Source organism: Pantoea hericii (assembly GCF_014155795.1).
In the GTDB taxonomy this organism is placed as follows: Bacteria; Pseudomonadota; Gammaproteobacteria; order Enterobacterales; family Enterobacteriaceae; genus Pantoea; species Pantoea eucalypti.
Map to the genome: position 1 here is coordinate 142,647 of NZ_SCKV01000007.1, position 26,444 is coordinate 169,090.

The window sequence follows — 26,444 nt, forward strand, 5'->3', positions numbered from 1 at the left end:
CCTCTTACTTTTTGTTATTGCACATCGGGAAGCCCATTGCCTCGCGAGAGGCGTAGTAAGCTTCAGCCACGGCTTTGGTCAGGGTACGAATGCGCAGAATATAGCGCTGACGCTCTGTTACCGAGATCGCTTTGCGGGCATCCAGCAGGTTGAAGCTGTGTGCCGCTTTCAGAATGCGTTCGTAGGCGGGCAGTGGCAGCGGTTTTTCCAGCGCCAGCAGATGCTGCGCCTCTTTCTCGTACTGCTCGAAGCAGGTAAAGAGGAAATCGACGTCGGCGTATTCGAAGTTATAGGTGGATTGCTCCACTTCGTTCTGATGGAACACATCGCCGTAGGTGGTTTTGCCCAGCGGGCCGTCGCTCCAGACCAGATCGTAAACGCTGTCGACGCCCTGGATATACATCGCCAGACGCTCCAGGCCGTAGGTAATCTCGCCGGTCACCGGCTTACACTCCAGGCCGCCAACCTGCTGGAAGTAGGTGAACTGCGTCACTTCCATGCCGTTGAGCCACACTTCCCAGCCGAGTCCCCAGGCACCCAGCGTCGGGTTTTCCCAGTTATCTTCCACGAAGCGAATGTCATGCACCGTCGGATCCATACCCAGCTCTTTCAGCGAGCCGAGATAGAGCTCCTGAATGTTGTCCGGTGACGGTTTGATGATCACCTGGAACTGGTAATAGTGCTGCAGACGGTTCGGGTTTTCACCGTAGCGACCATCGGTAGGACGGCGTGATGGCTGCACGTAGGCGGCGGCGATCGGCTCCGGGCCGAGTGCGCGCAGGCAGGTCATCGGGTGTGAAGTGCCAGCGCCCACTTCCATGTCCAGCGGTTGGACAATGGTGCAGCCCTGACGCGCCCAGTAATCCTGCAAGGTCAGGATCAGCCCCTGAAAGGTTTTGGTATCAAACTTTTGCATGTTGAGTGTGCACGCGCTTCGGTTAGATTAAAAAAAGAGGCCGACAGTATACCCTTTGACCGCACGATGTGCAGCCGTAAATCCCAGGCGCAACCGGCACGTTTTCGCGGTGATTCCGGGCGCTGGCATACAGATGCCTCTGAATCCTGTTGGCAGCAGTTGTTGCTCTGGTCGCATTTGACTACCCTTTGGCGCACGGAGCGATGCGCAAGAGGACGCCATGCCGCAGAAGATTTACTGGATAGATAATTTACGCGCGGTCGCCTGCCTGATGGTGATCGTGATTCACACCACCACCTGGTATATCACCGGGCCGATGGCGGTGACGGGCACCACCTGGGATGTGGCGAATCTGCTGAACTCGGCATCACGCGTCTGCGTTCCGCTGTTCTTTATGATCTCCGGCTATCTGTTTTTCGGCGAACGCAGCGCCCAGCCGCGCCACATGGTCAGGCTGGTGCTCTGTCTGCTGTTCTACAGCGCGGTCTCGCTGGCCTATATCACCTGGCTGACGCCGATCAGCGAAGGACGGTCGATCCTGAAGATGCTGCAGAAGCCGGTGTTCTATCACCTGTGGTTCTTCTTTGCGCTAATTGGCATCTATCTGATGTCGCCGCTGATTCAGGTAAAAAATGTGCAGACGCGTTATGTGGCGCTACTGGTGCTGGTGCTGGCGGTGCTCGCCAACCCCAATACGGTCAGTCAGTCGCTGGGCCCGTTTCATTTCCTGCCGGTTAACCTCTATGTCAGCGGTGACAGCATTTACTACCTGCTCTATGCACTACTGGGACGGGCGATTGGCACCATGGATACGACCCGGCGCGGCCTGACGCCGCTGGCTACCGGACTGTTTATCGCCTGTGTGATTGGTATTACGCTGGGGACGAAAAAGGCGCTGATCGTCAACGGCGCGTTTAACGATACCTGGTATCTTTACTGCGGACCGCTGGTGTTTATCGCCGCCATCAGCCTGCTGATCGTGTTTAAAAACAGCCTGAACCAGCGCACTCTTCCCGGTTTAACGCTGATTGCCCGTTATTCACTGCCAATCTACGGCTTTCACGCGCTCTTCATTCACTATCTGCGCACGCATCACTACGATGATATGTCGCGTCCCTGGCTCGACCTGCCCTGGGTGTTTGGGCTGACGCTGGGCGGCAGCCTGCTGCTGGGAATGGCACTGAAACGCGTCGATACCCGTCATTTCGTCAGCTGATCGGCTTCACGCTGGCGGGCGCGTCGTAGCTGGCGCGCCGATGAAAACCCCGCCGCCAGCGCCGCTTTTTCGGCAGACTCACCCTGCTGCTGACGCTGGCGCGCCACGCCAACCCGCAGCTGCTCATGGTATTCCCGCACGCTGATCCCCAGATGCTGACGAAACAGACGCGCCAGATGGCGGCTGCTGACGTGGGTGCGTCCGGCCAGTTCAGTCAGCGTCCAGCCATGCTCTGGATGGGCAATCATCAGATCCTGCGCGCGGTGAATGGCCGGATGCATGTGGTTGCGATAACGCAGCCAGGGTGAAAGCTGTGGGTCGTCACCGGCGCGGCGAAACCATACCACCATTTCCCGCGCCACCGCCAGCGCGGTGGGGGTATCACAAAGCTGAGTGATCAGATGCAGTGCCAGGTCGATCCCGGCCGTGATGCCCGCGCTGGTCCAGATATTCTCATGCCCGACAAACACCCGATTCTCTTGCACCCGTGCACGTGGAGCCGCCGCTTTCAGCCGGGCAATCACATCATGATGAGTGGTGCAGAGTACATCATCGAGCATGCCCGCCTGCGCCGCCAGCAGCGCACCCGAACAGACGCAGACCAGCATAAAGGTCTGCGCGCACAGCGCGGCGTTCTGGCGCCTCAGCCAGTCGCGTGCTTCTGCGGCCTGTGGTGTGGCATAACAGATCTGCGAATCATAGACGCCCGGCACCACCAGAAGGCTCCCTTCTGGCAACTGTTCCGGTAAGGGTTCAATGCCGCCAATGGTCATGCCGGTGGAGCAGACCACCTCCGGCTGCGGACCAATATAGCGCAGCGAAAAGCGATCGCCCGCCAGCTGCAGCGTCTCAGCCGGGCCGGTCAGATCCAGCGCCATCACGCCAGGCAGGGTTAAAAACCAGACGGTGCGTGTCATATTCTGGCCAGCGCTACACCAGATCCCAGCCACGGGCGCGCCACAACGCAGGCAGCTGCACCATATCGTCGAAGCGGGTCACCAGCGGGTGGTCCAGTTCAGGGTTGTGCGGGTCAGCGCAGTAGTAGTAGACAGGAATGCCAGCGGCGATACCGGCGCGGGCGCCCGCTTCGGAGTCATCCACCAGAATGCAGCGCTCAATCGGCACCTGCATCTGTTCTGCAGCGTGGTACATCAGTTCCGGATCGGGCTTCCAGTGCAGAATGTCATAGCCGCTGTAGAGGTGCTCCTCGAAAAGCGGCAGCATGCCGGTTAAGCCCAGCGAGTGCTGCATCTTTTTTACGGTTCCGTTTGAGACTACGCACATCGGCACTTTTATCTGCTCAACCAGCGCTTTCGCGCCTGGGATGGGCTGCAGTTGCAGATCAAACAGTCTTGCCACTTCCGCGCGATAAGCTGTTTCCACCTCTTCCATCGGCAGCGTTACCTGATGCGCATCGCCCACGTCACGAATGATGTCGTAGAGTTTGACGCCTTTATACTTTTCAAACATCTGCTGCAGCGACAGCGCCAGGCCGTAACGGGCAAAGGTGTTAACGTAGGCCTGGGTACAGAGCAACTCACTGTCGACCAGCGTGCCATCGCAATCAAAAAAGACGCATTCTACTGACATCAGACTCTATCCTTCGATTCGGGGTGTATTCCACACTCTACCGCACTCAGCGCAGATTGCGAGACTGGCAATCGGTTGCGAAAAATCATTGTATTGCCCCGGTAAAATCGCCAGGATACGCGCCGATGATTTTTTCTTCTGGATGGATGGCATGAGCAAGCAAGGCGTTTTGCAGCGCATCTTCAGGCTGCAGGAACATGGCACCACAGTGCGCACCGAAGTGATCGCGGGTATCACCACTTTTCTGACGATGGTCTATATCGTCTTCGTCAATCCGCAGATCCTCGGCGTCGCCGGCATGGATACCCAGGCGGTGTTTGTGACCACCTGTCTGATCGCCGCCTTCGGCAGCATTCTGATGGGACTGTTTGCTAATCTGCCGGTGGCGCTGGCACCCGCAATGGGGCTGAATGCCTTCTTCGCCTTTGTAGTGGTCGGGGCGATGGGCTATTCGTGGCAGGTCGGTATGGGCGCGATTTTCTGGGGCGCGGTTGGCCTGCTGATCCTGACGCTGCTGCGGGTGCGCTACTGGATGATTGCCAATATCCCGCTGAGCCTGCGCGTTGGCATCACCGCCGGTATCGGCCTGTTTATCGCGATGATGGGGCTGAAAAATGCCGGCATTATCGTACCAAATCCCGATACCCTGGTGGCGGTAGGGAATCTGACCTCGCACAGCGTCCTGCTGGGCGCACTCGGCTTCTTTATTATCGCCATTCTGGCATCACGCAATATCCACGCAGCGGTGTTGATCTCAATGGTGATCACCACCGGCATCGGCTGGATGCTGGGCGACGTGAAGTTTGTCGGCCTGTTTTCAGCACCCCCATCGATAACGTCTGTAGTCGGTCAGGTCGATATTAAAGGCGCATTCAACATTGGCATGGCGGGGGTGATCTTCTCCTTTATGCTGGTCAATCTGTTCGACTCCTCCGGCACACTGATCGGCGTTACCGATAAAGCGGGACTGACCGATGAAACCGGCACCTTCCCGCGCATGCAGCAGGCGCTTTATGTCGACAGCATTAGTTCGGTGAGTGGCGCGCTGGCGGGCACCTCATCCGTGACCGCCTATATCGAGAGCACGTCGGGCGTGGCGATTGGGGGCCGTACCGGGCTGATGGCCGTAGTGACCGGCCTGCTGTTCCTGCTGGTAACCTTCCTGTCACCGCTGGCCGCAATGGTGCCATCCTACGCTGCTGCGGGCGCGCTGATTTATGTAGGCGTGTTAATGACCGCCAGCCTGTCGCGCGTGCGCTGGGATGATCTGACCGAAGCCGTTCCGGCCTTTGTGACCGCTGCCATGATGCCCTTCAGCTTTTCCATCACCGAAGGCATTGCGCTGGGGTTTATCGCTTACTGCGTAATGAAGCTCGGCACCGGCCGCTGGCGTGAAATCAGCCCCTGCGTAGTGATTGTTGCGCTGCTGTTTGTTCTGAAGATTGTTTTTGTGGACGGGCACTAAGCACATTCAGGGCCGCAACCTTCGGGTTGCGGCTTTTTTACATTTCAGGATGCAGGCTGCGCTCGCTGGGCAGGCTGGTCAGCCGCAGGGCAAGAGGCCCGATGTTGGGCTTACCCATCTCGATTTCGCGTAATCCGCGCCACTGAAAGTCGCTATCCATCTCCCACAGGTGCAGACGCTGGGTCGCAGACGACAGCGCGCACGACCAGACCAGCACAGGCTCCGCATCGCACACCACCTGGATATCAGGATAAAGTGACGATCGCAGCCGACCCGCTCCCGGCAACAGGCGCAGCGAATCCAGTCCCCGATCACCCTCTCCCGTCAGCTTGAGAATGCTCTGCCGCAACGTCCAGATCTGCGTCACCGCTTCCATGGCATCCTGCTGGGCATTAATCCAGGCGATCTCGCCCGAGGTTAATCCCTGAATCAGCTGCTCCTGCGTCTGACGGCTCCGCGCATGAACGATCTCCATATCCAGACCGGCACGTCCTCCTTCTTCGGCCAACAGGACGCCCACCGTATTTCCCGCATAGGCGATACTGAAATCGGGCAGTTCGCTGTCAGCAAACACCGGACGTCCATTGCTCTGGATAATCAGGCGCGGCAGTGTCTGAATGCCATAAACCCGCAGCATAAGCTGTGCCAGCAGGGTTCGTGCGGCAAGAAATCGCCCACGGCGTTTGTCAGCAAACTGCTGTGCCGTGTCGGTAATCGCCTGGGGAATACACATATCTTTCGCCGGGAAGCCGGGGTCGCCCGTCCAGCGTACAAAATGACCAGCCATCTGTCGCTCCGTGAAAATGGTCAGATAATCATCAGAAGCATTGTAGGAATTTTCTTAACACATTGCATCCGTCAACGCGAACATTAGTTTAAATTCAGAATAGGATGAGCGGCGTCGTGAGGGTCAGAACTGGCGAATGGTGTTTCATCAGGGGACACCCTCAGCAGAACCGGGTTTGATGCGCGTGCCTGGTTAGCCATCCCGCGGGCAGCCAGCGTAGCTGCGACACTGCTGTCATGCGGGTGTCAGGCTGCTGTCGGGTCAGGATCGTGTTACTGCCGGACGTTCCGCCGCACACTTTTCCTTCCTGTCTGTTACTTCGGAGAATAAGAATGAGCAGCATCAACAGATTTAAAGAACATCGCCTGGCACGGGCGTGGTCACAGGAACAGCTGGCAGAAATGGCGGGACTGAGCACCCGCACCGTGCAGCGTATTGAAAATGGTGAGCGGCCGGGACTGGAAACCCTGAGTGCGCTGGCTGCCGTCTTTGAGGTGAACGTTGCTGATCTGACCGGTCCGCAGAACGGGGAGGATCTGGCGCTGGATCAGCGGATTACTGATGCGCGCAGCAGGATCGCCGGTGAAGCACGCTTTTACCGTTCACTGATTACTGCGGTGGTGGTTTGCGGACTGCTGTTCGTCCTGAATCATGTGACGGCGCCGGATGATCACTGGTCGCTCTGGGTTGCGGCAATCTGGGGAGCGCTGCTGATTGTCCGGGCGATGCGGACCTTTGTGTTTCATGGTCTGACGCAGCGCTGGCAGCAAAAGCGCCTGCAGAAAATGCTGCGCCGTTAATGCGGTGATCCGCGTCACGAACTGAATCGCGACGCGGAGAGCATCAGGCGAAGCGGCTCGCCTGATCAAAGCTCAGTCGCGGCAGACGCGGATGCAGTTTTGATGCGTCACCATATCCGAGGTTGATCAGCAGGTTAACCTGATACTGACCGTCCGGGAAAAACGCGTCATTGACTTTGGCCGGATCAAAACCGGACATCGGACCGGCATCCAGACCCAGCGAGCGAGCCGCCAGAATCAGATAACCTGCCTGCAGGCTGCTGTTACGGAAAGCCGTCTCTTTCGCCGCTTCCGGGCTGCCGGTAAACCAGCTACGCGCATCCGCATGCGGGAACAGCGCGGGCAGTTGTTCATAGAACTCGCGATCCCAGGCCACTATCACCGTGACCGGCGCGCTCATGGTTTTGTCCAGATTGCCGGAAGAGAGTGCCGGTTTCAGCTTCTCTTTGCCTTCCGCAGACGTTACGAAAACAAAACGCGCTGGCGAGCAGTTCGCCGAGGTCGGGCCCAGTGCCGTTAAGGCATAGAGCTGTTCCAGCAGGGCGTTATCGACAGGCTTATCCTGCCAGTAACTGTGAGTGCGGGCGTCATTAAACAGCGTGTCCATTGCGGCAGTGTCGAGCGGTGTACTCATGTAACTCTCCTGTTACAGGCGAAAAGCTTCGCCCAAGGGTGTTCACGTTGTGGATTTGCGCCCGGCCCGACGCGGCTGGATGAGGCGGGGATCATTCACCGCAATCTGTAGCCGCCGTCAGATCGGCGCGTCTACCGTTATACGACAACGCGGTGCCGTCGCAAAATAACTTATCAGCAAGAATGAACGCAGAGGCGGGAATAGCAGAAGATAGCGCGAGGCGGGAAATCAGGCCTGACAGCGTATCGCCATCAGGCCAGTGAGGCTATTTACCAATACAGAAGCTGGAGAAGATACGACCCAGCAGATCGTCAGAGGTGAACTCGCCGGTGATTTCACTCAGCGCCTGCTGAGCAACACGCAGCTCTTCGGCCAGTAACTCACCCGCCCGGGCACCGAGCAGCTGTGCTCGGCCCTGCTGTAAGTGCATTGCCGCCAGCTCCAGCGCCTGGAGATGACGACGGCGTGCCAGGAAGCCGCCTTCCATGTTGCCTGCAAATCCCATGCTCTGCTTCAGGTGATCACGCAGTTCATCAACGCCTTCACTGGTACGTGCCGACAGACGAATCAGTGAATGACCGTTTATTTCTGTCAGACCGGGAGGCTCACCGGTGACGTCTGCTTTGTTGCGGACCACGGTAATCGGCAGTTCCGGCGGCAGACGGGAGACAAAATCGGGCCAGATAGCCGCTGCTTCGGTGGCATCGGTGGTGGTGCCATCGACCATAAACAGCACGCGGTCAGCCTGCTCGATCTCCTGCCAGGCACGCTCAATCCCGATACGTTCAACTTCATCGCTGGCCTCACGCAGACCGGCGGTGTCGATGATATGCAGCGGCATGCCATCGATATGAATATGCTCACGCAGTACGTCCCGGGTGGTGCCCGCAATGTCTGTAACGATGGCGGCATCACGGCCCGCCAGCGCATTCAGCAGGCTCGATTTACCCGCATTAGGCCGGCCCGCAATCACCACTTTCATCCCTTCACGCAGCAGGCTGCCCTGACGCGCTTCGGCGCGGACCGCATCCAGATCGCCGATCACCGTATTCAGCTGCGCTTCGATTCTGCCGTCAGAAAGGAAATCGATCTCCTCATCCGGGAAGTCGATAGCCGCTTCGACATAAATCCGCAGATGAGTAAGGGCTTCCACAAGATGATTGATGCGGGTGGAGAACGCGCCCTGCAGCGAGTTGACCGCTGACCGTGCCGCCTGCTCAGAGCTGGCATCAATCAGGTCGGCAATCGCTTCGGCCTGCGCCAGATCGAGCTTGTCATTCAGAAACGCCCGCTCAGAAAACTCACCCGGCTGGGCAATACGCACGCCAGGCAGCGCTACGATGCGCTTCAGCAGCAGGTCAAGAATAACCGGACCGCCGTGCCCCTGCAGCTCCAGCACATCTTCGCCGGTAAAGGAGTTGGGGCCAGGAAACCACAGCGCAATGCCCTGATCCAGCACGCTGCCGTCACTATCGGTAAACGGCAGATAATCGGCGTAACGCGGCTTAGGCAGTTTACCCAGCAGCTGGCGGGCAACCTCTGCCGCCTGGGCGCCAGAGACGCGCAGAATGCCTACGCCGCCGCGTCCAGGCGGTGTTGCCTGGGCAACAATGGTATCGCTGTGGCTCATAAATTTTCTCTCGCTACAAAAAACACAGGCGGTCGCTTTGACCGCCTGAGAATAGACTATTTAAGGGCGGGATGACTCCCGCGCTGAATCGCTTACGCTTTCTTCTTGTCGCGGCTATGCAGACCACGTTTTTCCAGGCCGCGATAAATCAGCTGCTGCTGGAGAATGGTGACCAGGTTGCTGACGATGTAGTACAGCACCAGACCTGACGGGAACCACAGGAAGAACACGGTGAAAATCACCGGCATGTAAGTCATGATCTTCTGCTGCATCGGATCGGTCACGGTGGTCGGTGACATCTTCTGAATGAAGAACATGGTGATGCCCATCAGAATCGGCAGGATGTAGTACGGGTCCTGCGCTGACAGGTCATGGATCCACAGAACGAATGGGGCATGACGCAGTTCAACCGAGCCTGACAGCATATAGTAGAGCGCCAGGAAGATTGGCATCTGAATCACCAGCGGCAGACAGCCACCCAGCGGATTCACTTTCTCTGCTTTATACAGCGCCATCATTTCCTGGCTCTGCTTCTGCTTGTCATCACCCAGACGCTCACGCATCGCCTGAATTTTCGGCTGCAGCATGCGCATCTTGGCCATCGAGGTGTACTGCGCTTTAGTCAGCGGGTACATGATGCCGCGCACGATGAAGGTGATCACGATAATGGAGAAGCCCCAGTTACCGATGAAGCTGTGGATGAATTTCAGCAGTTTGAACAGCGGCTGAGAGATAAACCACAACCAGCCGTAATCCACGGTCAGATCAAGGTGCGGCGCAATCGCGGCCATCTTGTCCTGAATTTCCGGGCCGACCCACAGCGTTGCACCCAGATTCTGCTGTGCGCCTGCGGCAATGGTGACCGGTGCAGATTTATAGCCAATTGCCGCAACGCCGTTACCCAGGTTGCTGGTGTAAAGGGTGTTGGTGCCTTCGGTACGCGGAACCCATGCCGTCGCAAAGTACTGTTGCAGCATCGCCACCCAGCCATTGCTGGTGGTCGCGTTCAGGTTCTCGTTGTCCGCGATAGTGTCGAATTTATACTTCTCATATTTCGACTCGCTGGTGGAGTAGGCCGCACCACGGAAGGTGTGCAGCGCAAAGTTGTTGCTGCCGGTATCACGATGCTTTGGCAGATCAATCGTCTGCTTCAGCTGGCCAAACAACGACACTTCCAGCGGCTGCTGCGTGGTGTTGTTGACATGATAATCGACATTAACGGCATATTCGCCACGCTTGAAGATGAAGGTTTTGGTATAAACCACGCCATTTTCAGCGGTATAGGTCATCGGCACACGCAGTTCGGACTGGCCATCAGCCATCTCGAAGTGATTCTGTGCAGCGTTGAACAGCGGACGTGCACCGTTGTTCGGGTTATCCGGGCCATTACGACCGGTTAAACCGCTCTGAGCCTGATAAAGGAATGCTGGCGTTGTTTCAAGCAGCTGGAACGGCTGGTCTGAACCCAGTTTGTCCGGGAAAGTCAGCAGCTGTGCTTGTTCAACATCACCGCCTCGGGTGTTGATATTCAATGACAGGACATCAGTCTTAACGGTGATCGTCTGGCCCTGACCGCTGGCCGGTACACCCTGACTGGCGGCATCACCCGCTACGCTGTTGGTGCCCTGTGTGGTCTGCGTCTGCTGTGGCTGCGGAGCGTGGTCCGTCTGCCAGGCTTGCCAGATCATAAAGGTCACGAACAGAAAAGCGATGAGAAAGAGATTGCGTTGCGAATCCATCGTTAATGTTCTCTGGTATCAAAGGTTTTTGGCGGCACAGGATCGTCACCACCCGGGTTCAAGGGGTGGCATTTTAATACGCGTTTTAATGTCAACCAACTGCCTTTTATCAGGCCGAACCTGCGTAATGCCTCAATTCCGTAATGAGAGCAGGTCGGGTGAAACCGACAGTGTGGTCCCAGTAATGGACTGATACCGCGTTGATAGACGCGTATCAGGACGATCAGGAGCCGCGCGCCAGGCGACAGTGACGACGCCATAATTTCTCCAACGCTTCCGCCAGCATACGGTTATCCAGATCGGCAACCCCCTTCTTCGCGACCACCACGAAGTCCATCGACGGCAGTTCATGTTGACGCAGACGAAAGCTTTCGCGGGTCAATCGCTTGATCCGGTTGCGTTCATGAGCGCGTTTCACATGTTTTTTAGCGACGGTGAGACCGATGCGGGGATGCCCCAGCGCGTTAAGGCGGCCGAGAATAGTAATTTGCGGCGTGCCAGCCCGTTGTGGCTGCTGGAAGACGAAAGTGAAATGAGTGGGAGTTAACAAACGTAACTCCCTGGGAAATGCGAGCTTACCCATCAGGGCTTGCTTTATTACTTAGAAACGGTCAGACGAGAACGGCCTTTAGCACGACGACGTGCCAGAACCTGACGACCATTTTTTGTTGCCATACGAGCACGGAAACCGTGTGAACGGTTGCGCTTCAGTACGGACGGTTGAAAAGTGCGTTTCATGGCGGTTTCTACCTAAACTTGAAAATTTTCACTGGGTGACGCGTTTCGGGCCAGAAAATCGACCTACGCCTCAATGTGTCTTTAATAAAGAGGCGGGATTGTAATAATTGTACAGTCCCGAGTCAATTTACTTCGCGTGTCATAGTGCCTGAAAACCCGCATACAGCCCGCAGAGTCCCGACTTTGCGCCTGATGGCTCAATGTCGGGTGGAGAATTATACGGGCTCCGCACTAAAGCGCAAGGATCGCGCGGGATCTTATTGCGATCGGCTCACCGGATCCTGGGGATAAAATGAGATAACGTCCGAAATTTTCATCTATTGCGTCAGATCTCTGCTGGTTTTTCCCGCAACTGGCGTAAACTTCTTTGCGCGCCTCTGGCCTGTGGATAAAAAGGATCAAAACTGTGTAGAAAGGGGAGATCTCTGCCTCGCTTTGCGCTATGATCCGCCCTTCCGCTGACGATCCTCCGGTGATTGCAGGACGGAAAACCGCTGATAGCGGTCGCAGGCGCTTTCTTAGTGTCTGTGTCAAAAATGAACGTTTCTTAGAGTAACGCCTACTATTCTTTTCGAATTTGTACGAGTGGAGTCCGCCGTGTCACTTACGCTTTGGCAACAGTGTCTTGCCCGTTTGCAGGATGAGCTTCCTGCCACCGAATTCAGCATGTGGATCCGTCCACTCCAGGCTGAGTTAAACGACAATACGCTTGCCTTGTATGCTCCAAATCGCTTCGTACTCGACTGGGTTCGGGACAAATACCTTAATAGCATCAACGCACTGCTAAATGAATTTTGTGGTCCAAACGTGCCTGCACTGCGTTTTGAAGTAGGTACGCGCCCGGTTCAGCAGCAAGCGGCAGCGGTCAGCCAGCCCGTCATGGCCAGCGTCAGCGCGCCCGTGATGCCCGTACAGAGCCATATTCGTCCGGCCCCGGCGCAGATCATGCGTCCCAGCTGGGATAATGTCCCGGCTCCGGCCGACGTCACTTACCGCTCGAATGTGAATAACCGTCATAACTTCGATAACTTCGTTGAAGGTAAATCCAACCAGCTGGCGCGCGCGGCGGCACGTCAGGTGGCGGATAATCCAGGCGGCGCTTATAACCCACTTTTTCTGTATGGCGGCACGGGTCTCGGTAAAACGCACCTGTTGCATGCGGTGGGCAACGGCATTATTGCCCGCAAACCCAATGCAAAAGTGGTTTACATGCACTCCGAGCGTTTTGTACAGGATATGGTTAAAGCGCTGCAGAACAATGCAATTGAAGAGTTCAAACGCTACTACCGTTCTGTGGATGCGCTATTGATCGATGACATTCAGTTCTTTGCGAATAAAGAGCGCTCACAGGAAGAGTTCTTCCATACCTTTAATGCCTTATTAGAAGGCAATCAGCAGATCATCCTCACCTCGGATCGCTATCCCAAAGAGATCAACGGTGTAGAGGATCGTCTTAAATCGCGCTTCGGCTGGGGTTTAACGGTGGCGATCGAGCCGCCTGAGCTGGAAACGCGTGTGGCGATCCTGATGAAAAAAGCGGATGAGAACGACATCCGTCTGCCGGGTGAAGTTGCCTTCTTTATTGCCAAGCGTTTGCGCTCTAACGTGCGTGAACTGGAAGGTGCACTGAACCGCGTCATCGCCAATGCTAACTTTACCGGTCGGGCGATCACCATCGACTTCGTGCGTGAAGCGCTGCGCGATCTGCTGGCGCTGCAGGAAAAGCTGGTCACCATCGATAATATTCAGAAGACCGTGGCTGAGTACTACAAGATTAAGGTGGCAGATCTGCTTTCCAAACGCCGTTCGCGCTCGGTAGCGCGTCCGCGCCAGATGGCGATGGCGATGGCGAAAGAGTTGACGAACCACAGCTTGCCAGAAATTGGCGACGCTTTTGGGGGTCGCGACCACACAACGGTGCTTCATGCCTGCCGCAAGATTGAGCAGCTGCGTGAAGAGAGCCACGATATCAAAGAAGATTTCTCTAATCTCATCAGAACATTATCTTCCTGACGCTATGAAATTTATTGTTGAACGTGAGCAGCTGCTGAAGCCGCTGCAACAAGTTAGTGGCCCACTGGGTGGTCGTCCGACGCTGCCGATTCTCGGAAACCTGCTGCTGCAGGTTACAGAAGGTTCGCTGTTGCTGACCGGTACCGATCTGGAAATGGAGATGGTCGCACGTGTGGCGCTGACGCAGGCGCATGAGCCTGGCTCCACCACCGTTCCGGCGCGAAAATTTTTGGATATCTGTCGCGGATTGCCGGATGGTGCAGAAATCACGCTGGCGCTGGAAGGCGATCGTATGCTGGTTCGCTCTGGCCGCAGCCGTTTTTCGCTGTCGACCCTGCCCGCCAGTGACTTCCCGAATCTCGACGACTGGCAGAGTGAAGTTGAATTCACCCTGCCGCAGGCGACCCTGAAACGGCTGATCGAAGCCACTCAGTTCTCGATGGCCCATCAGGATGTGCGTTACTACCTCAACGGCATGATGTTTGAAACCGAAGGGGAAGAGCTGCGCACTGTAGCCACTGATGGTCACCGTCTGGCCGTTTGCTCCATGCCGATTGGTCAGGCACTGCCAAGTCATTCCGTGATTGTGCCACGTAAAGGCGTCATTGAGCTGCTGCGTCTGCTGGATGGCGGCGATACGCCTCTGCAGGTCCGGATTGGCGGCAGCAATATCCGCGCGCACGTCGGCGACTATATCTTTACCTCTAAGCTGGTTGATGGTCGCTTCCCTGACTATCGCCGCGTATTGCCGAAGAATCCCGATAAAGTGCTGGAAGCGGGCTGCGATCTGCTCAAACAGGCCTTTGCCCGTGCTGCCATCCTCTCTAACGAGAAGTTCCGCGGTGTTCGCCTCTATATCACCGAAAATCAGCTAAAAATCACCGCCAATAACCCTGAACAGGAAGAAGCGGAAGAGATGCTGGATGTCAGCTATAACGGCACGGAACTGGAGATCGGTTTTAACGTCAGTTACGTGCTGGATGTGCTGAACGCGCTGAAGTGCGAAAACGTCCGCCTGCTGCTGACGGATTCAGTGTCGAGCGTGCAGATCGAAGATGTGGCGAGTCCTGCAGCAGCTTACGTCGTCATGCCCATGCGCTTGTAAGTGTTATATATCGGCCTGGCTTACTTGCTATGTTGTGCCCCGGCAGTGCTCGCCATCCTCACGTACTTCAGTACGCTCCGGTGGCTGTGCGCTGGCGAGGCGCAACGTAGCGACGACGCCGACGGCCTCGTGACTGGGATGTCGGCCAAACCTGCTTTGCCGTTAACGCACTTGATCGCCAGGTCCAAAAACTTTATTGCCCTTCACGCTGGATTGATTCATGGCTTTAACCCGCCTTCTTATCAAAGATTTTCGTAATATCGAGCAGGCCGACCTGCAACTGGCCCCCGGATTTAATTTCCTGGTGGGTGCCAATGGCAGTGGGAAAACCAGCGTTTTAGAGGCGATTCATACGCTGGGGCATGGTCGATCGTTTCGCAGTTTGCAGGCGGGTCGCGTCATTCGTCACGACGAGGCGGCGTTCGTCTTGCACGGGCGTCTGGAAAACGCAGAGCGGGAAATTTCTGTCGGGCTGACCAAAAACCGGGCCGGTGACAGCAAAGTGCGTATTGATGGCAGCGATGGTCATAAAGTCGCAGAGCTGGCGCAGCTGCTGCCGATGCAGTTAATCACGCCTGAAGGTTTTAGTCTGCTGAATGGCGGTCCCAAATACCGCCGGGCCTATGTCGACTGGGGCTGTTTCCATAACACGCCCGGCTTTTTCAACGCATGGAACAACATGCGTCGCCTGCTTAAACAGCGGAATGCGGCGCTTCGCCAGGTCTCACGTTACAGCCAGATTCGTCCCTGGGATCAGGAGCTGGTTCCGCTGGCTGAACAGATTAGCCAGTGGCGGGCGGAATACAGTGCGGCAATATCTGCAGAGATCACCGCCACCTGTAGCCAGTTTCTGCCAGAGTTTGAACTGCGCTTCTCCTTCCAGCGTGGCTGGGACAAAGAGAGTGATTACGGCGAACTGCTGGAACGTAACTTCGAGCGCGATCGTGCGCTGACTTATACCGCCAGCGGCCCCCATAAAGCCGATTTTCGTATTCGGGCTGAAGGGACGCCGGTGGAAGATTTACTCTCACGCGGGCAGTTAAAACTGCTGATGTGTGCATTGCGTCTGGCACAGGGCGAGTTCCTGACAAGCCAGAGCGGACGCCGCTGTATTTACCTCATTGATGACTTTGCTTCTGAGCTGGATGAGAGCCGACGACGCCTGCTGGCGGACCGGTTAAAAGCCACTCAGGCGCAGGTGTTTGTCAGCGCTATTTCTGCCGGGCATGTAATCGACATGACTGACGAAAAGGGCAAGATGTTCCGCGTGGAACAGGGTAAAATAGCGGTTCAACCTGAAGATTAAAATGAGCGAGAAACGTTGATGTCGAATTCTTATGACTCCTCAAGTATTAAAGTCCTGAAAGGACTTGATGCGGTACGCAAACGCCCGGGCATGTATATCGGCGATACCGATGACGGTACCGGTCTGCATCACATGGTATTCGAGGTCGTGGATAACGCAATCGACGAAGCGCTCGCTGGTCACTGTAGTGACATTGTGGTCACCATCCACGCGGATAACTCCGTTTCGGTGCAGGATGATGGACGCGGCATTCCAACCGGTATTCACGAAGAAGAAGGCATCTCTGCCGCTGAAGTGATCATGACCGTGCTGCATGCTGGCGGTAAGTTCGATGATAACTCCTATAAAGTCTCCGGCGGCCTGCATGGCGTGGGCGTCTCCGTGGTTAACGCCCTGTCGCAGAAGCTGGAGCTGACCATTCGTCGCGAAGGCAAAGTGCATCAGCAGGTTTACGTCCATGGCGTACCGCAGGCACCGCTGGCGGTAACGGGTGAAACCGACATTACCGGGACCCGCGTGCGTTTCTGGCCGAGCCACGAAACCTTTACCAACGTGCGCGATTTTGAGTATGACATTCTGGCGAAACGCCTGCGTGAACTCTCATTCCTCAACTCGGGCGTGTCGATTCGTCTGGAAGACAAGCGCGATGGCAAAAACGATCACTTCCATTACGAAGGCGGCATCCGGGCGTTTGTTGAGTACCTGAACAAAAACAAAACCCCTATTCACCCTACCGTGTTCTATTTCTCTACTGAGAAAGATGGCATCGGTGTGGAAGTGGCACTGCAGTGGAACGACGGTTTCCAGGAAAACATCTACTGCTTTACCAACAACATCCCGCAGCGTGACGGTGGTACACACCTCGCCGGTTTCCGTGCGGCGATGACCCGTACCCTGAATGCCTACATGGACAAAGAGGGTTACAGCAAGAAAGCCAAAGTCAGCGCCACCGGTGATGATGCGCGTGAAGGTTTGATCGCCGTAGTGTCGGTGAAAGTGCCGGATCCAAAATTCTCCTCGCAGACCAAAGATAAACTGGTCTCCTCCGAGGTGAAATCGGCGGTTGAGCAGCAGATGAATGAGCTGCTGGCAGAATACCTGCTGGAAAACCCGTCAGACGCCAAAATCGTCGTGGGCAAAATTATCGACGCAGCCCGTGCCCGTGAAGCGGCCCGCCGCGCCCGTGAAATGACCCGCCGTAAAGGCGCGCTGGATCTGGCAGGTCTGCCAGGCAAACTGGCGGATTGCCAGGAGCGCGACCCGGCGTTGTCCGAAATCTACCTGGTGGAGGGTGACTCCGCAGGCGGCTCGGCTAAACAGGGCCGTAACCGTAAGAACCAGGCGATTCTGCCGCTGAAAGGTAAAATCCTTAACGTTGAGAAAGCGCGTTTCGACAAGATGCTTGCTTCCCAGGAAGTTGCCACGCTGATCACCGCGCTGGGCTGTGGTATTGGTCGCGATGAGTACAACCCGGACAAGCTGCGTTATCACAGCATCATCATCATGACCGATGCCGACGTCGATGGTTCACACATCCGCACCCTGCTGCTGACCTTCTTCTATCGTCAGATGCCTGAAATCATTGAGCGCGGCCATGTTTATATCGCCCAGCCGCCACTCTACAAAGTGAAGAAAGGTAAGCAGGAGCAGTACATCAAAGATGACGAGGCGATGGATCAATACCAGATCGCTATTGCACTTGATGGTGCGACGCTGCACACCAATGCCAGCGCACCCGCGCTGGGCGGTGAGCCGCTGGAAACACTGGTCTCTGATTTCAACAGCACCCAGAAGATGATCAAGCGTATGGAGCGCCGTTATCCGATGGCGATGCTGCGCGCGATGATTTATCACGACACGCTGAGCGATCTGAGCAACGAAGCAGAGGTCACGACCTGGCTGAACGGTCTGGTGAGCTATCTGACCGAACGCGAAGCGCACGGCAGCACCTATCTGGCACAGGTGCGTGAAAACCGCGAAACGAACCTGTTCGAGCCGGTGCTGCGCGTCCGTACCCACGGTGTGGATACCGACTATCCGCTGGACGCGGATTTCATTCAGGGGCCTGAGTATCGCAAAATCTGCGCGCTGGGTAGCCAGCTGCGTGGTCTGCTGGAAGAAGATGCTTACATTGAGCGTGGCGAACGTCGTCAGCCAGTGGCAAGTTTCGAACAGGCGATTGAGTGGCTGGTGAAAGAGTCGCGTCGCGGCCTCTCCGTCCAGCGCTACAAAGGTCTGGGTGAGATGAACCCGGATCAGCTGTGGGAAACCACCATGGATCCAGACAGCCGTCGTATGCTGCGCGTCACCATTAAAGATGCGATTGGCGCTGACCAGCTGTTCACTACGTTGATGGGCGATGCGGTGGAACCGCGTCGCGCCTTCATCGAAGAGAATGCGCTGAAAGCCGCCAATATCGATATCTAACCGGCAGCGGACGTAACAGGCCATCACTCAGGTGATGGCCTTTTTTTTGTACCGTACGGGCGGAAATCCATCAGGCCGCACCCCTGCTGTTCGCCAGGCGAACCCGCAACTATCCGAAAAGCCGTGATTTAAATCCACCGCGATCTCTTTGCCGCCTGCACCCAGCGGTTTGCTGCCCGTTCCTGCCTGCCATGAAGCTGGTCAATGTGCGCTGAATCGCGCTAGCATTGAATAAAACCCAGACGCTACGAGGATTGTATGGCTATTAAATTGATCGCTATCGACATGGATGGCACCCTGCTCAACCCGCAACATGAGATCACACCAGGGGTGAAATCTGCCCTGGATCGCGCCCGCCAGAAAGGTGTGTCGATTGTGCTGACCACCGGCCGGCCATTTGTGGGTATCCAGCGCTATCTGATGGAGCTGGATATGCAGACGCCCGGCCAGTATGCGATCAGCAACAACGGTGCGCTGGTTCATCAGGCCGAAGATGGTGAGTGCGTGGCGGAAGTGACGCTGACCTTTGACGACTACCTCTACATCGAGAATCTGGCGCGCGAGCTTGGTGTGCATTTCCAGGCGTTCGACAAATCCCATCTCTACACACCCAATAAAGACATCAGTGAATACACCATCCATGAAGCGAGCCTGACCGGCATTCCGGTGCGCTATCGCGCCGTGGAAGAGATGGATCGCGCCACGCGCTTCCCGAAACTGATGATGATTGACCGCCCGGACCTGCTCGACGCAGCGATTGCCCGTCTGCCCGAACATGCTCACCAGACTTACACCATCCTGAAGAGCGCGCCTTACTACCTGGAAATTCTCGATCGTCGGGTGAATAAAGGCCAGGGCGTCAAAATGCTGGCTGACAAGCTCGGTCTTAAGCAGGAAGAGGTGATGGCGATTGGCGACCAGGAGAATGACCTGGCGATGATTGAATACGCCGGAACCGGCGTCGCAATGGGTAATGCCATTGATTCTGTTAAGAAAATCGCGCAGTTCATCACCAAAACCAATATGGAAGATGGTGTGGCGCATGCCATTGAAGAGTTAGTGCTTTAATTGCCTTTCCCGGATGGCGTCCTGCCATCCGCCTTTCCCACTGATTTAACGCCAACCACCTGCCAGGGCGGATTGTTGTTTTTGTGATCTGTATTGTAGTACAGGATTAATATCAAGTACTACAATATGTGCAGAGGTTAAGACAATCTGTAGGCCTGAAAAGCGGAAGGCAGTAATCTGATAGCTCATGCTTTCTCACTGAATGGATCATCATGACGCAACTGCACATCAGCAAAACGGAGCGTATCATCCTGACGCTGGGCGAGGAGATTGTCGTCGGCCACTTTGCGCCAGGCGCCGCACTTCCGGCGGAATCCGACCTCTGCGATCGCTTCTCTACTTCACGCAATATCATTCGCGAAGTCTTTCGGGCGCTAATGGCAAAAAGGCTGATTGAGGTGAAACGCTACCGGGGGGCATTCGTCACCGCCCGCAACCAGTGGAATTATCTCGACAGTGACGTGCTGCAATGGGCGCTGTCGCACGATCAGGATCCGCGTCTGATCGCTGCGATGAATGAAGTCCGTGTGCTGGTTGAACCGCAAATTGCCCGCTGGTCAGCCGAGCGCGCCACCTCCAACGATCTGGCGGCCATCGAACAGGCTTATAACGACATGGTGACACATCATGCCGATCGCGAACTGTTTAACGAGGCGGATATCCGCTATCACGAAGCGGTGCTGGCATCGGTGCACAACCCGGTGCTTCAGCAGCTTAACGTCGCGATCAGTCAGCTGCAAAAAGCGGTCTTCTCCCGCACCTATATGCCGGATCAGGAGAACATGCCGCGTACGCTGGCCGAGCATAAAGCATTATTTGACGCGATTCGCCATCAGAATGCTGATGCCGCCGGAGAGGCAGCGAAAGCGATGATCGCCAGTTCAACCGCACGACTCAAGGAGATTTTGTGAGCAGCTATATCGCCATCGACTGGGGATCCACCAACCTGCGTGCCTGGCACTACGATAAGGGTGAATGTGTCGACCAGCGTCGGTCTGAAGCGGGGGTGACGCGTCTGGCCGGACGTACTGCGGCTGAGGTATTTGACGATGTCACCGCTGGCTGGCCCGTTGACCGCGTGCCGGTAATCATGGCGGGCATGGTGGGCAGTAACGCGGGCTGGCAACCGGTGCCTTATCTTGGCTGTCCGATAGCGCTGGACCAGCTTGCCAGCCACCTCACACACGTCGCGGATAAAGCGTGGATCGTGCCGGGACTGAGCATCGAACGAGACGACAACGATAACGTTATGCGCGGCGAAGAGACACAGCTGTTAGGTGCCACCACGCTGCACGCAGCATCGCTTTATGTCATGCCGGGCACCCATGCAAAATGGGTCGATGTTGAGGGATTGGAGGTGCGCGATTTCCGAACCGTGATGACCGGCGAACTGCATCATCTGCTGCTGAATCATTCTCTGATTGGAGCCGGCCTGCCGGAGCAGCAGGAGAACAACGTGGCGTTTCAGGAAGGTATTGAACGCGGTGCTCAGGATGCTTCGATCCTGTCGCGCCTATTTGAAGTGCGCGCGGCCCATGTTCTGGGCACACGCGATCGCCGCCACGTTAGCGAGTTTCTCTCCGGACTCCTGATTGGACATGAGGTTGCGCTGATGACGAAACAGAGCACAACAGACACCCGTCAGCCCCTTGTTATCATTGCCGGTGATGCACTGGCCTGTCGATATCAGCAGGCGTTGCAGTTCATCGGTCTGGAATCTGTCACCCTGGAGGGCGATCGAGCCTTTCAGCATGGAATAAGGAGTATCGCCAATGTCCTGGCAAACTAACTTACCGCTGATCGCCATTCTGCGTGGCATTACCCCGGCGGAAGCCGAGGCGCACGTTGGTGCGTTGATCGAGGCCGGATTTGACGCTATCGAGATCCCGCTAAACTCACCAGACTGGGCCACCAGCATTGCCGCCATGGTAAAAACCTTTGGTGACCAGGCTCTGGTTGGCGCAGGTACTGTGCTGACACCTGAGCAGGTTGACCAGCTGGCAGAGCTCAACAGCAAACTGGTGGTCACGCCCAATACCGATCCGGCGGTTATCCGTCAGGCCGTCTCTCACGGCATGACGGTCGCGGCAGGTTGTGCTACCGCCAGCGAAGCCTTTACCGCCTTACAGGCGGGTGCGCAGGCGCTGAAAATTTTCCCCTCTTCGGCATTTGGTCCCGGTTACATCAAAGCGCTGAAAGCGGTGCTGCCACCCGACATTCCGGTGTTTGCCGTGGGCGGTGTGACACCTGAAAACCTGCAGGAATTTCTGGCTGCGGGCTGCGTCGGCGCAGGATTAGGCAGCGATCTCTATCGCGCCGGTCAGCCGCTGTCACGCACGATAGAAAAGGCTCAGGCTTTTGTTACTGCATATAAGGACGCTGTACGATGAAAATTACCAGACTGACCACTTACCGCTTACCGCCGCGCTGGATGTTCCTGAAGATAGAAACCGATGAAGGCATCGTTGGCTGGGGCGAGCCGGTTATTGAAGGCCGGGCGCGAAGCGTGGAAGCCGCCGTTCATGAACTATCAGAGTATCTGATTGGCCAGGATCCCTCGCGCATCAACGATTTATGGCAGGTAATGTATCGCGGCGGCTTCTACCGGGGTGGCCCGATTCTGATGAGCGCCATTGCCGGTATCGATCAGGCTCTGTGGGACATCAAAGGCAAAGCACTGGGGGTACCGGTTTATCAGTTACTGGGCGGTCTGGTGCGTGACCGTATTAAAGCCTACAGCTGGGTAGGCGGCGATCGTCCGGCTGATGTGATTGAAGGCATCACAAAACTGCGGACCATCGGTTTTGACACTTTCAAGCTTAATGGCTGCGAAGAGATGGGCATTATCGACAGCGCACTGAAAGTAGATGCCGCAGTCAATACCGTGGCGCAAATCCGCGAAGCTTTTGGGAAAGAGATCGAATTTGGCCTGGATTTCCACGGGCGCGTCAGCGCACCAATGGCAAAAGTCCTGATCAAAGAGCTGGAACCCTATCGCCCACTCTTCATCGAAGAGCCGGTACTGGCTGAGCAGGCGGAATATTATCCGCGCCTTGCCGCACAGACTCACATTCCGATTGCCGCGGGCGAGCGCATGTTCTCACGCTTTGAGTTCAAGCGTGTGCTGGAAGCGGGCGGGCTGGCGATTCTGCAACCTGACCTCTCTCATGCAGGCGGCATTACCGAATGCTACAAAATTGCCGCAATGGCGGAATCCTATGATGTGGCCCTGGCCCCGCACTGCCCACTGGGCCCGATTGCACTGGCCGCCTGTCTGCACATCGACTTTGTGTCACGTAATGCGGTGTTCCAGGAGCAGAGCATGGGCATTCACTACAATCAGGGCGCAGAGCTGCTCGATTATGTACTGAATAAAGATGATTTTAAAATGGATGATGGCCATTTCTATCCCCTGAATAAACCAGGACTGGGTGTGGAAATTAATGAAGAGTTAGTGATAGCACGCAGTAAAAATGCGCCTGACTGGCGTAATCCATTATGGCGATCAGCAGATGGTTCGGTCGCAGAATGGTAATTTATCTGACGGAATAAAATAAAAAAAATCTGTAAAGAATGTGCCGGTAAATAAGGCGCAGGGGTCAGCACATGCCTGCGTCAGCCGGAATATAAAAAAACTTATCTTCCGCCCCAGTGCGTCTTGCAGACGCCTGTGGTGTTCTGTGCGCCAGATTTGCCCAAAAAGTCAGTCTGGCGCCGGTCCGATACCCTACAAAGCACGTAATTTTCCTTACGTGAAGACGGAGAAGCACTATGGATCTCTCAGCAACACAGGAAAAACCGACTCGCCGCCGTTATTTAACCCTGGTAATGATCTTTATTACTGTGGTGATCTGTTATGTGGACCGCGCTAATTTAGCCGTGGCGTCTGCGCATATTCAGGAGGAATTTGGTATTACTAAAGCGCAAATGGGTTATGTCTTTTCTGCCTTTGCCTGGTTATATACGCTTTGCCAGATCCCCGGCGGTTGGTTTCTGGATCGGGTCGGTTCACGATTAACCTATTTTATTGCCATTTTCGGCTGGTCAGTGGCGACATTGCTGCAGGGCTTTGCCAGCGGATTACTCTCGCTGATCGGTCTGCGTGCCATTACCGGTATTTTTGAAGCCCCCGCTTTCCCGACCAATAACCGGCTGGTAACCAGCTGGTTCCCGGAGCAGGAGCGCGCCTCAGCCGTCGGCTTTTATACGTCGGGTCAGTTTGTCGGCCTTGCTTTTCTGACACCGCTGCTGATTTGGGTTCAGGAGCTACTCAGCTGGCACTGGGTCTTCATCATTACCGGCGCTGTCGGTATTGTCTGGTCATTCATCTGGATCAAAGTTTATCAGGCACCCAATAAAAGCAAAGGCATTAATCAGGCTGAGCTGAGCTATATCCGTGAAGGTGGTGCTATGGTGGAAGGCGATGCGCCGGTGGCCAAAAAAGATCGGATGCGTTTAACTGCCGCCGACTGGAAACTGGTGTTTCATCGCAAGCTGTGCGGCGTCTATCTCGGTCAGTTTGCCGTCACCTCCACTCTGTGGTTTTTCCTGACCTGGTTCCCTAACTATCTCACCCAGGAGAAGCACATTGCCGCGCTAACGGCAGGCTTTATGACCACGGTGCCCTTCCTGGCTGCCTTTGTTGGCGTCATCCTCTCTGGCATTGTGGCTGACCGTCTGGTACGCAGCGGCCGTTCGCTAGGGTTTGCCCGTAAAACGCCGATTATCTGTGGCCTGCTGATATCAACCTGCATCATGGGTGCCAACTACACTAATGATCCGGTGTGGATTATGGTGCTGATGGGGCTGGCGTTCTTTGGGAATGGATTTGCGTCGATCACCTGGTCACTGGTCTCTTCACTGGCACCGGTGCGCCTGATCGGGCTGACCGGTGGAGTGTTCAACTTTGTCGGTGGACTGGGCGGCATCACCGTGCCGTTGGTCGTGGGCTATCTGGCTCAGGATTACGGTTTTGCCCCGGCGCTGACCTATATTTCGGTTGTGGCCCTACTCGGTGCCCTCTCCTACATCCTGCTGGTCGGCGATGTGAAACGCGTCGGTTAATCGTCTGCTACGACTGTCATCTTCTCCGGGCCGCAGCGGCCCGGCTCCCTGCATCCGGCAAAAAAGCTGCACCGCAAAACAGAATCGCGTAATTTGTCGGGCAACGCTGTCTCCGTAGGTTTTATCATGTCAGAAAAACAGATCACCTTTGCTGCCCGTCAGCATCAGCTCACCAATATCAATATCTGGACTGCCGACAGTCAGTGGCTGGCGTTTGACGTCCGTCCCTCGGGCGCGTCGTTTACCAGCCAGACCATTGAGCGGGTCAATGTGATGACCGGAGAGGTAGAGGTGCTCTATCAGGCCCGACACGGAGCCCACGTCGGTGTCGTTACGGTCAGTCCCGACCTGCCGCCACGCTACGTCTGCATTCATGGCCCGGAACATCCCGATGCCAGCTGGCAGTATGATTTCCACCACCGGCGCGGTGTGATCGTTCAGAACGGCACGGCGGTGAATCTGGATGCCTGCGATATCACGCCGCCGTTCACCCCTGGCGCGTTGCGTGGCGGTTCGCATGTGCATGTCTTTAGTCCTGATGGTTCACGCCTGAGCTTTACCTACAATGACCACGTGATGCATGAGCTGGATAGCCGTCTGGATCTGCGCAACGTCGGCGTCGGCGTGCCGCTGTGTGCTGTCACGCCTGTAAAGCAGCATCCGCGTGAATATGACGGCACTTTTTTCTGCGTGCTGGTGAGCCAGACGCATGCGGAACCACAACCCGGCAGCGACCAGATCAATCGTGCCTATGAGGAGTGCTGGGTCGGTGAGCGCGGTTATCAGAAACCAGACGGCAGCTGGCAGCGCTGGGCTATCGCTTTTATTGGCGACACCGTGACGGCACAGGGCGAGAAACGGCCTGAAGTTTTTATTGTTGATCTGCCTGACGCGCTGGAGGATTACGCCCGCGCCGGAGAGAAGCCGCTGGAGGGCAGCAGCCAGCAGTTACCTGCGCCACCGGCTGGCGTGCAGCAGCGTCGCCTGACGCACAGCCGCGGCGTGGCGCTGCAACCGCGCCACTGGCTGCGTGCTGCACCGGATGGCAGCCAGATCGCGTTTCTGATGGCGGATGCAGGAGAGGTGATCCAGCTCTGGATGGTGTCGCCCAATGGCGGCGAACCGCGTCAGATCACCCATCTCAGCCACAGCATTCAGTCCACCTTTAGCTGGCATCCTGAGGGCCAGGCGATTGCCTTTATCTGTGATAACAGCGTGATGCGATGTGACATTGAGAGCGGCGCGTGTCAGCGGCTGACCGCCAGAACGGAAGAAGCACCGTCAGGTGACGCGGTGGTCTGGTCACCGGACGGTACACAGATTGCTTATATGCGTGAGGTGAATGGCTGGCGGCAACTCTTTACGGTTGCGGCTGCGACCGCACAGGAGGCATAGGCTGCGCCTGTGCCAGGCTTTCGTTGGTATGCGCGAGTCTTTCGCTCTGCAGGATGCGTTCACGTGGGGAGTCGAGAGTTTTGTCCTGGTCGCTACGGTAGTAGTCCCACGGCAGCAGCAACGTATCCAGCACGGCAGAGAAAGGAAGATCGATTAACGCCAGCGGCTTCAGCGCCCAGCTGGTATCACCATCGGCCAGCATGTCAGCGCTGGCACGGGTGCCGGGATAGTAGCCCTGACTCGCACCGGTGTGAGACATCACGCTGGAACAGCCGGTTGTCACCATTGCGCAGCACACTATTCCAGCCAGAGGTAAGGTCTTTAATTTCATCATCATCATCCCTTCAGTCATGGCATAAGCCTGGCTGAGTTTGCTTGCCAGACAACGTCAACACTCTGGGGCGAAGTCCGTTCTGGTCTGGCAAAAGTAGTCCTGAGTGTATGTCATTTCCTCAGATTGGCGAAAAAAATTGCATTTTACCCTCTTGAAAATCCTCTTCTGACACCCATTTTTACTTTACGGACGCACTCACGGTTGCCGCAAGGGACAG

General features: G+C 56.2%; 25 protein-coding genes. 14 read left to right on the top strand and 11 right to left on the bottom strand.

From position 1 onward, the window contains the following. Positions 1–4: 4 nt before the first annotated feature. Positions 5–916, bottom strand: a complete 912-nt coding sequence (glyQ, locus tag H7K52_RS16070; protein WP_003849680.1) for a glycine--tRNA ligase subunit alpha — start codon at positions 914–916, stop codon at positions 5–7. A 220-nt stretch (positions 917–1,136) separates the two neighbouring features. Between glyQ and H7K52_RS16075 the strand changes: the two genes are divergently transcribed. Further along, positions 1,137–2,132: an acyltransferase gene (locus H7K52_RS16075; protein WP_078805066.1), complete on the top strand. Its 996-nt coding sequence runs from the start codon at positions 1,137–1,139 to the stop codon at positions 2,130–2,132. Here H7K52_RS16075 and H7K52_RS16080 read toward each other — a convergent pair. Both H7K52_RS16080 and yieH read right to left on the bottom strand, forming a co-directional pair. Then, on the bottom strand, positions 2,117–3,049 hold the full coding sequence (locus tag H7K52_RS16080; protein WP_140916057.1) for a GlxA family transcriptional regulator: 933 nt from the start codon (positions 3,047–3,049) through the stop codon (positions 2,117–2,119). The genes H7K52_RS16075 and H7K52_RS16080 overlap by 16 nt on opposite strands. 13 nt (positions 3,050–3,062) lie before the next feature. Then, positions 3,063–3,722, bottom strand: a complete 660-nt coding sequence (yieH, locus tag H7K52_RS16085; RefSeq protein WP_154926841.1) for a 6-phosphogluconate phosphatase — start codon at positions 3,720–3,722, stop codon at positions 3,063–3,065. Between the two features lie 151 nt (positions 3,723–3,873). Between yieH and H7K52_RS16090 the strand changes: the two genes are divergently transcribed. Next, on the top strand, positions 3,874–5,187 hold the full coding sequence (locus tag H7K52_RS16090) for an NCS2 family permease (protein WP_008926398.1): 1,314 nt from the start codon (positions 3,874–3,876) through the stop codon (positions 5,185–5,187). A gap of 37 nt (positions 5,188–5,224) precedes the next feature. Here H7K52_RS16090 and H7K52_RS16095 read toward each other — a convergent pair whose 3' ends face one another. Next, positions 5,225–5,974 carry a 4'-phosphopantetheinyl transferase family protein gene (locus tag H7K52_RS16095; RefSeq protein ID WP_078805068.1) on the bottom strand — a complete coding sequence of 250 codons (750 nt, stop codon included), beginning with the start codon at positions 5,972–5,974 and terminating at the stop codon, positions 5,225–5,227. A 332-nt stretch (positions 5,975–6,306) separates the two neighbouring features. On the opposite strand from H7K52_RS16095, the gene H7K52_RS16100 reads away from it, so the two are divergent. After that, positions 6,307–6,774 (top strand): helix-turn-helix domain-containing protein, encoded by a 468-nt coding sequence (locus H7K52_RS16100; protein ID WP_039658651.1) that lies wholly within the window; start codon positions 6,307–6,309, stop codon positions 6,772–6,774. 43 nt (positions 6,775–6,817) lie between these two features. Here the strand turns inward: H7K52_RS16100 and H7K52_RS16105 are convergent, their stop codons facing one another. The 6 genes from H7K52_RS16105 to rpmH all read right to left on the bottom strand — a co-directional run bounded on the left by H7K52_RS16105 (position 6,818) and on the right by rpmH (position 11,515). Beyond that, positions 6,818–7,408 (bottom strand): malonic semialdehyde reductase, encoded by a 591-nt coding sequence (locus H7K52_RS16105; RefSeq protein ID WP_182630221.1) that lies wholly within the window; start codon positions 7,406–7,408, stop codon positions 6,818–6,820. A 265-nt stretch (positions 7,409–7,673) separates the two neighbouring features. Next, the gene (gene mnmE, locus H7K52_RS16110) at positions 7,674–9,038 is read right to left on the bottom strand and encodes a tRNA uridine-5-carboxymethylaminomethyl(34) synthesis GTPase MnmE (RefSeq protein WP_182630222.1); all 1,365 of its coding nucleotides are present in this window, start codon (positions 9,036–9,038) and stop codon (positions 7,674–7,676) included. Positions 9,039–9,130: 92 nt separating this feature from the next. After that, positions 9,131–10,777: a membrane protein insertase YidC gene (yidC, locus tag H7K52_RS16115; RefSeq protein ID WP_003849663.1), complete on the bottom strand. Its 1,647-nt coding sequence runs from the start codon at positions 10,775–10,777 to the stop codon at positions 9,131–9,133. Between the two features lie 2 nt (positions 10,778–10,779). Continuing rightward, entirely contained in the window at positions 10,780–11,037 is a 258-nt protein-coding gene (gene yidD / locus H7K52_RS16120; protein WP_008926397.1) for a membrane protein insertion efficiency factor YidD, read from the bottom strand. After that, positions 11,001–11,360 (bottom strand): ribonuclease P protein component, encoded by a 360-nt coding sequence (gene rnpA, locus H7K52_RS16125; RefSeq protein ID WP_008926396.1) that lies wholly within the window; start codon positions 11,358–11,360, stop codon positions 11,001–11,003. Before rnpA ends, yidD begins: the two co-directional genes overlap by 37 nt. 14 nt (positions 11,361–11,374) lie before the next feature. Then, positions 11,375–11,515 carry a 50S ribosomal protein L34 gene (gene rpmH, locus H7K52_RS16130; RefSeq protein WP_003849659.1) on the bottom strand — a complete coding sequence of 47 codons (141 nt, stop codon included), beginning with the start codon at positions 11,513–11,515 and terminating at the stop codon, positions 11,375–11,377. A 597-nt stretch (positions 11,516–12,112) separates the two neighbouring features. Here rpmH and dnaA point away from each other — a divergent pair. The 11 genes from dnaA (at position 12,113) to H7K52_RS16185 (ending at position 25,893) form a co-directional block, all read left to right on the top strand. Then, positions 12,113–13,528 carry a chromosomal replication initiator protein DnaA gene (dnaA, locus tag H7K52_RS16135; protein ID WP_003849649.1) on the top strand — a complete coding sequence of 472 codons (1,416 nt, stop codon included), beginning with the start codon at positions 12,113–12,115 and terminating at the stop codon, positions 13,526–13,528. A gap of 4 nt (positions 13,529–13,532) precedes the next feature. Then, positions 13,533–14,633, top strand: a complete 1,101-nt coding sequence (dnaN, locus tag H7K52_RS16140; protein ID WP_003849646.1) for a DNA polymerase III subunit beta — start codon at positions 13,533–13,535, stop codon at positions 14,631–14,633. 220 nt (positions 14,634–14,853) lie between these two features. Further along, complete coding sequence (gene recF, locus H7K52_RS16145; protein ID WP_003849644.1) at positions 14,854–15,939, top strand: DNA replication/repair protein RecF; 1,086 nt, start codon at positions 14,854–14,856, stop codon at positions 15,937–15,939. An 18-nt stretch (positions 15,940–15,957) separates the two neighbouring features. Continuing rightward, the gene (gyrB, locus tag H7K52_RS16150) at positions 15,958–18,366 is read left to right on the top strand and encodes a DNA topoisomerase (ATP-hydrolyzing) subunit B (RefSeq protein ID WP_039658656.1); all 2,409 of its coding nucleotides are present in this window, start codon (positions 15,958–15,960) and stop codon (positions 18,364–18,366) included. A 258-nt stretch (positions 18,367–18,624) separates the two neighbouring features. Beyond that, a complete protein-coding gene (gene yidA / locus H7K52_RS16155) occupies positions 18,625–19,434 on the top strand; it encodes a sugar-phosphatase (protein ID WP_078805069.1) in 810 nt (269 codons plus the stop codon). Between the two features lie 212 nt (positions 19,435–19,646). Further along, a complete protein-coding gene (locus H7K52_RS16160; RefSeq protein ID WP_105099997.1) occupies positions 19,647–20,345 on the top strand; it encodes a FadR/GntR family transcriptional regulator in 699 nt (232 codons plus the stop codon). After that, positions 20,342–21,223: a 2-dehydro-3-deoxygalactonokinase gene (locus H7K52_RS16165; RefSeq protein ID WP_008926393.1), complete on the top strand. Its 882-nt coding sequence runs from the start codon at positions 20,342–20,344 to the stop codon at positions 21,221–21,223. The genes H7K52_RS16160 and H7K52_RS16165 overlap by 4 nt, the downstream gene beginning before the upstream one ends. Then, positions 21,207–21,824: a 2-dehydro-3-deoxy-6-phosphogalactonate aldolase gene (locus H7K52_RS16170; protein WP_003849633.1), complete on the top strand. Its 618-nt coding sequence runs from the start codon at positions 21,207–21,209 to the stop codon at positions 21,822–21,824. Before H7K52_RS16165 ends, H7K52_RS16170 begins: the two co-directional genes overlap by 17 nt. Beyond that, the gene (gene dgoD / locus H7K52_RS16175; protein WP_003849631.1) at positions 21,821–22,969 is read left to right on the top strand and encodes a galactonate dehydratase; all 1,149 of its coding nucleotides are present in this window, start codon (positions 21,821–21,823) and stop codon (positions 22,967–22,969) included. Before H7K52_RS16170 ends, dgoD begins: the two co-directional genes overlap by 4 nt. Positions 22,970–23,205: 236 nt before the next feature. Further along, a complete protein-coding gene (locus H7K52_RS16180) occupies positions 23,206–24,498 on the top strand; it encodes an MFS transporter (RefSeq protein WP_003849629.1) in 1,293 nt (430 codons plus the stop codon). 126 nt (positions 24,499–24,624) lie between these two features. Beyond that, entirely contained in the window at positions 24,625–25,893 is a 1,269-nt protein-coding gene (locus tag H7K52_RS16185; protein ID WP_182630223.1) for a YidR family protein, read from the top strand. Here the strand turns inward: H7K52_RS16185 and H7K52_RS16190 are convergent. Further along, the gene (locus H7K52_RS16190; protein ID WP_283543753.1) at positions 25,859–26,227 is read right to left on the bottom strand and encodes a YceK/YidQ family lipoprotein; all 369 of its coding nucleotides are present in this window, start codon (positions 26,225–26,227) and stop codon (positions 25,859–25,861) included. The genes H7K52_RS16185 and H7K52_RS16190 overlap by 35 nt on opposite strands. Between the last annotated feature and the right edge of the window lie 217 nt (positions 26,228–26,444).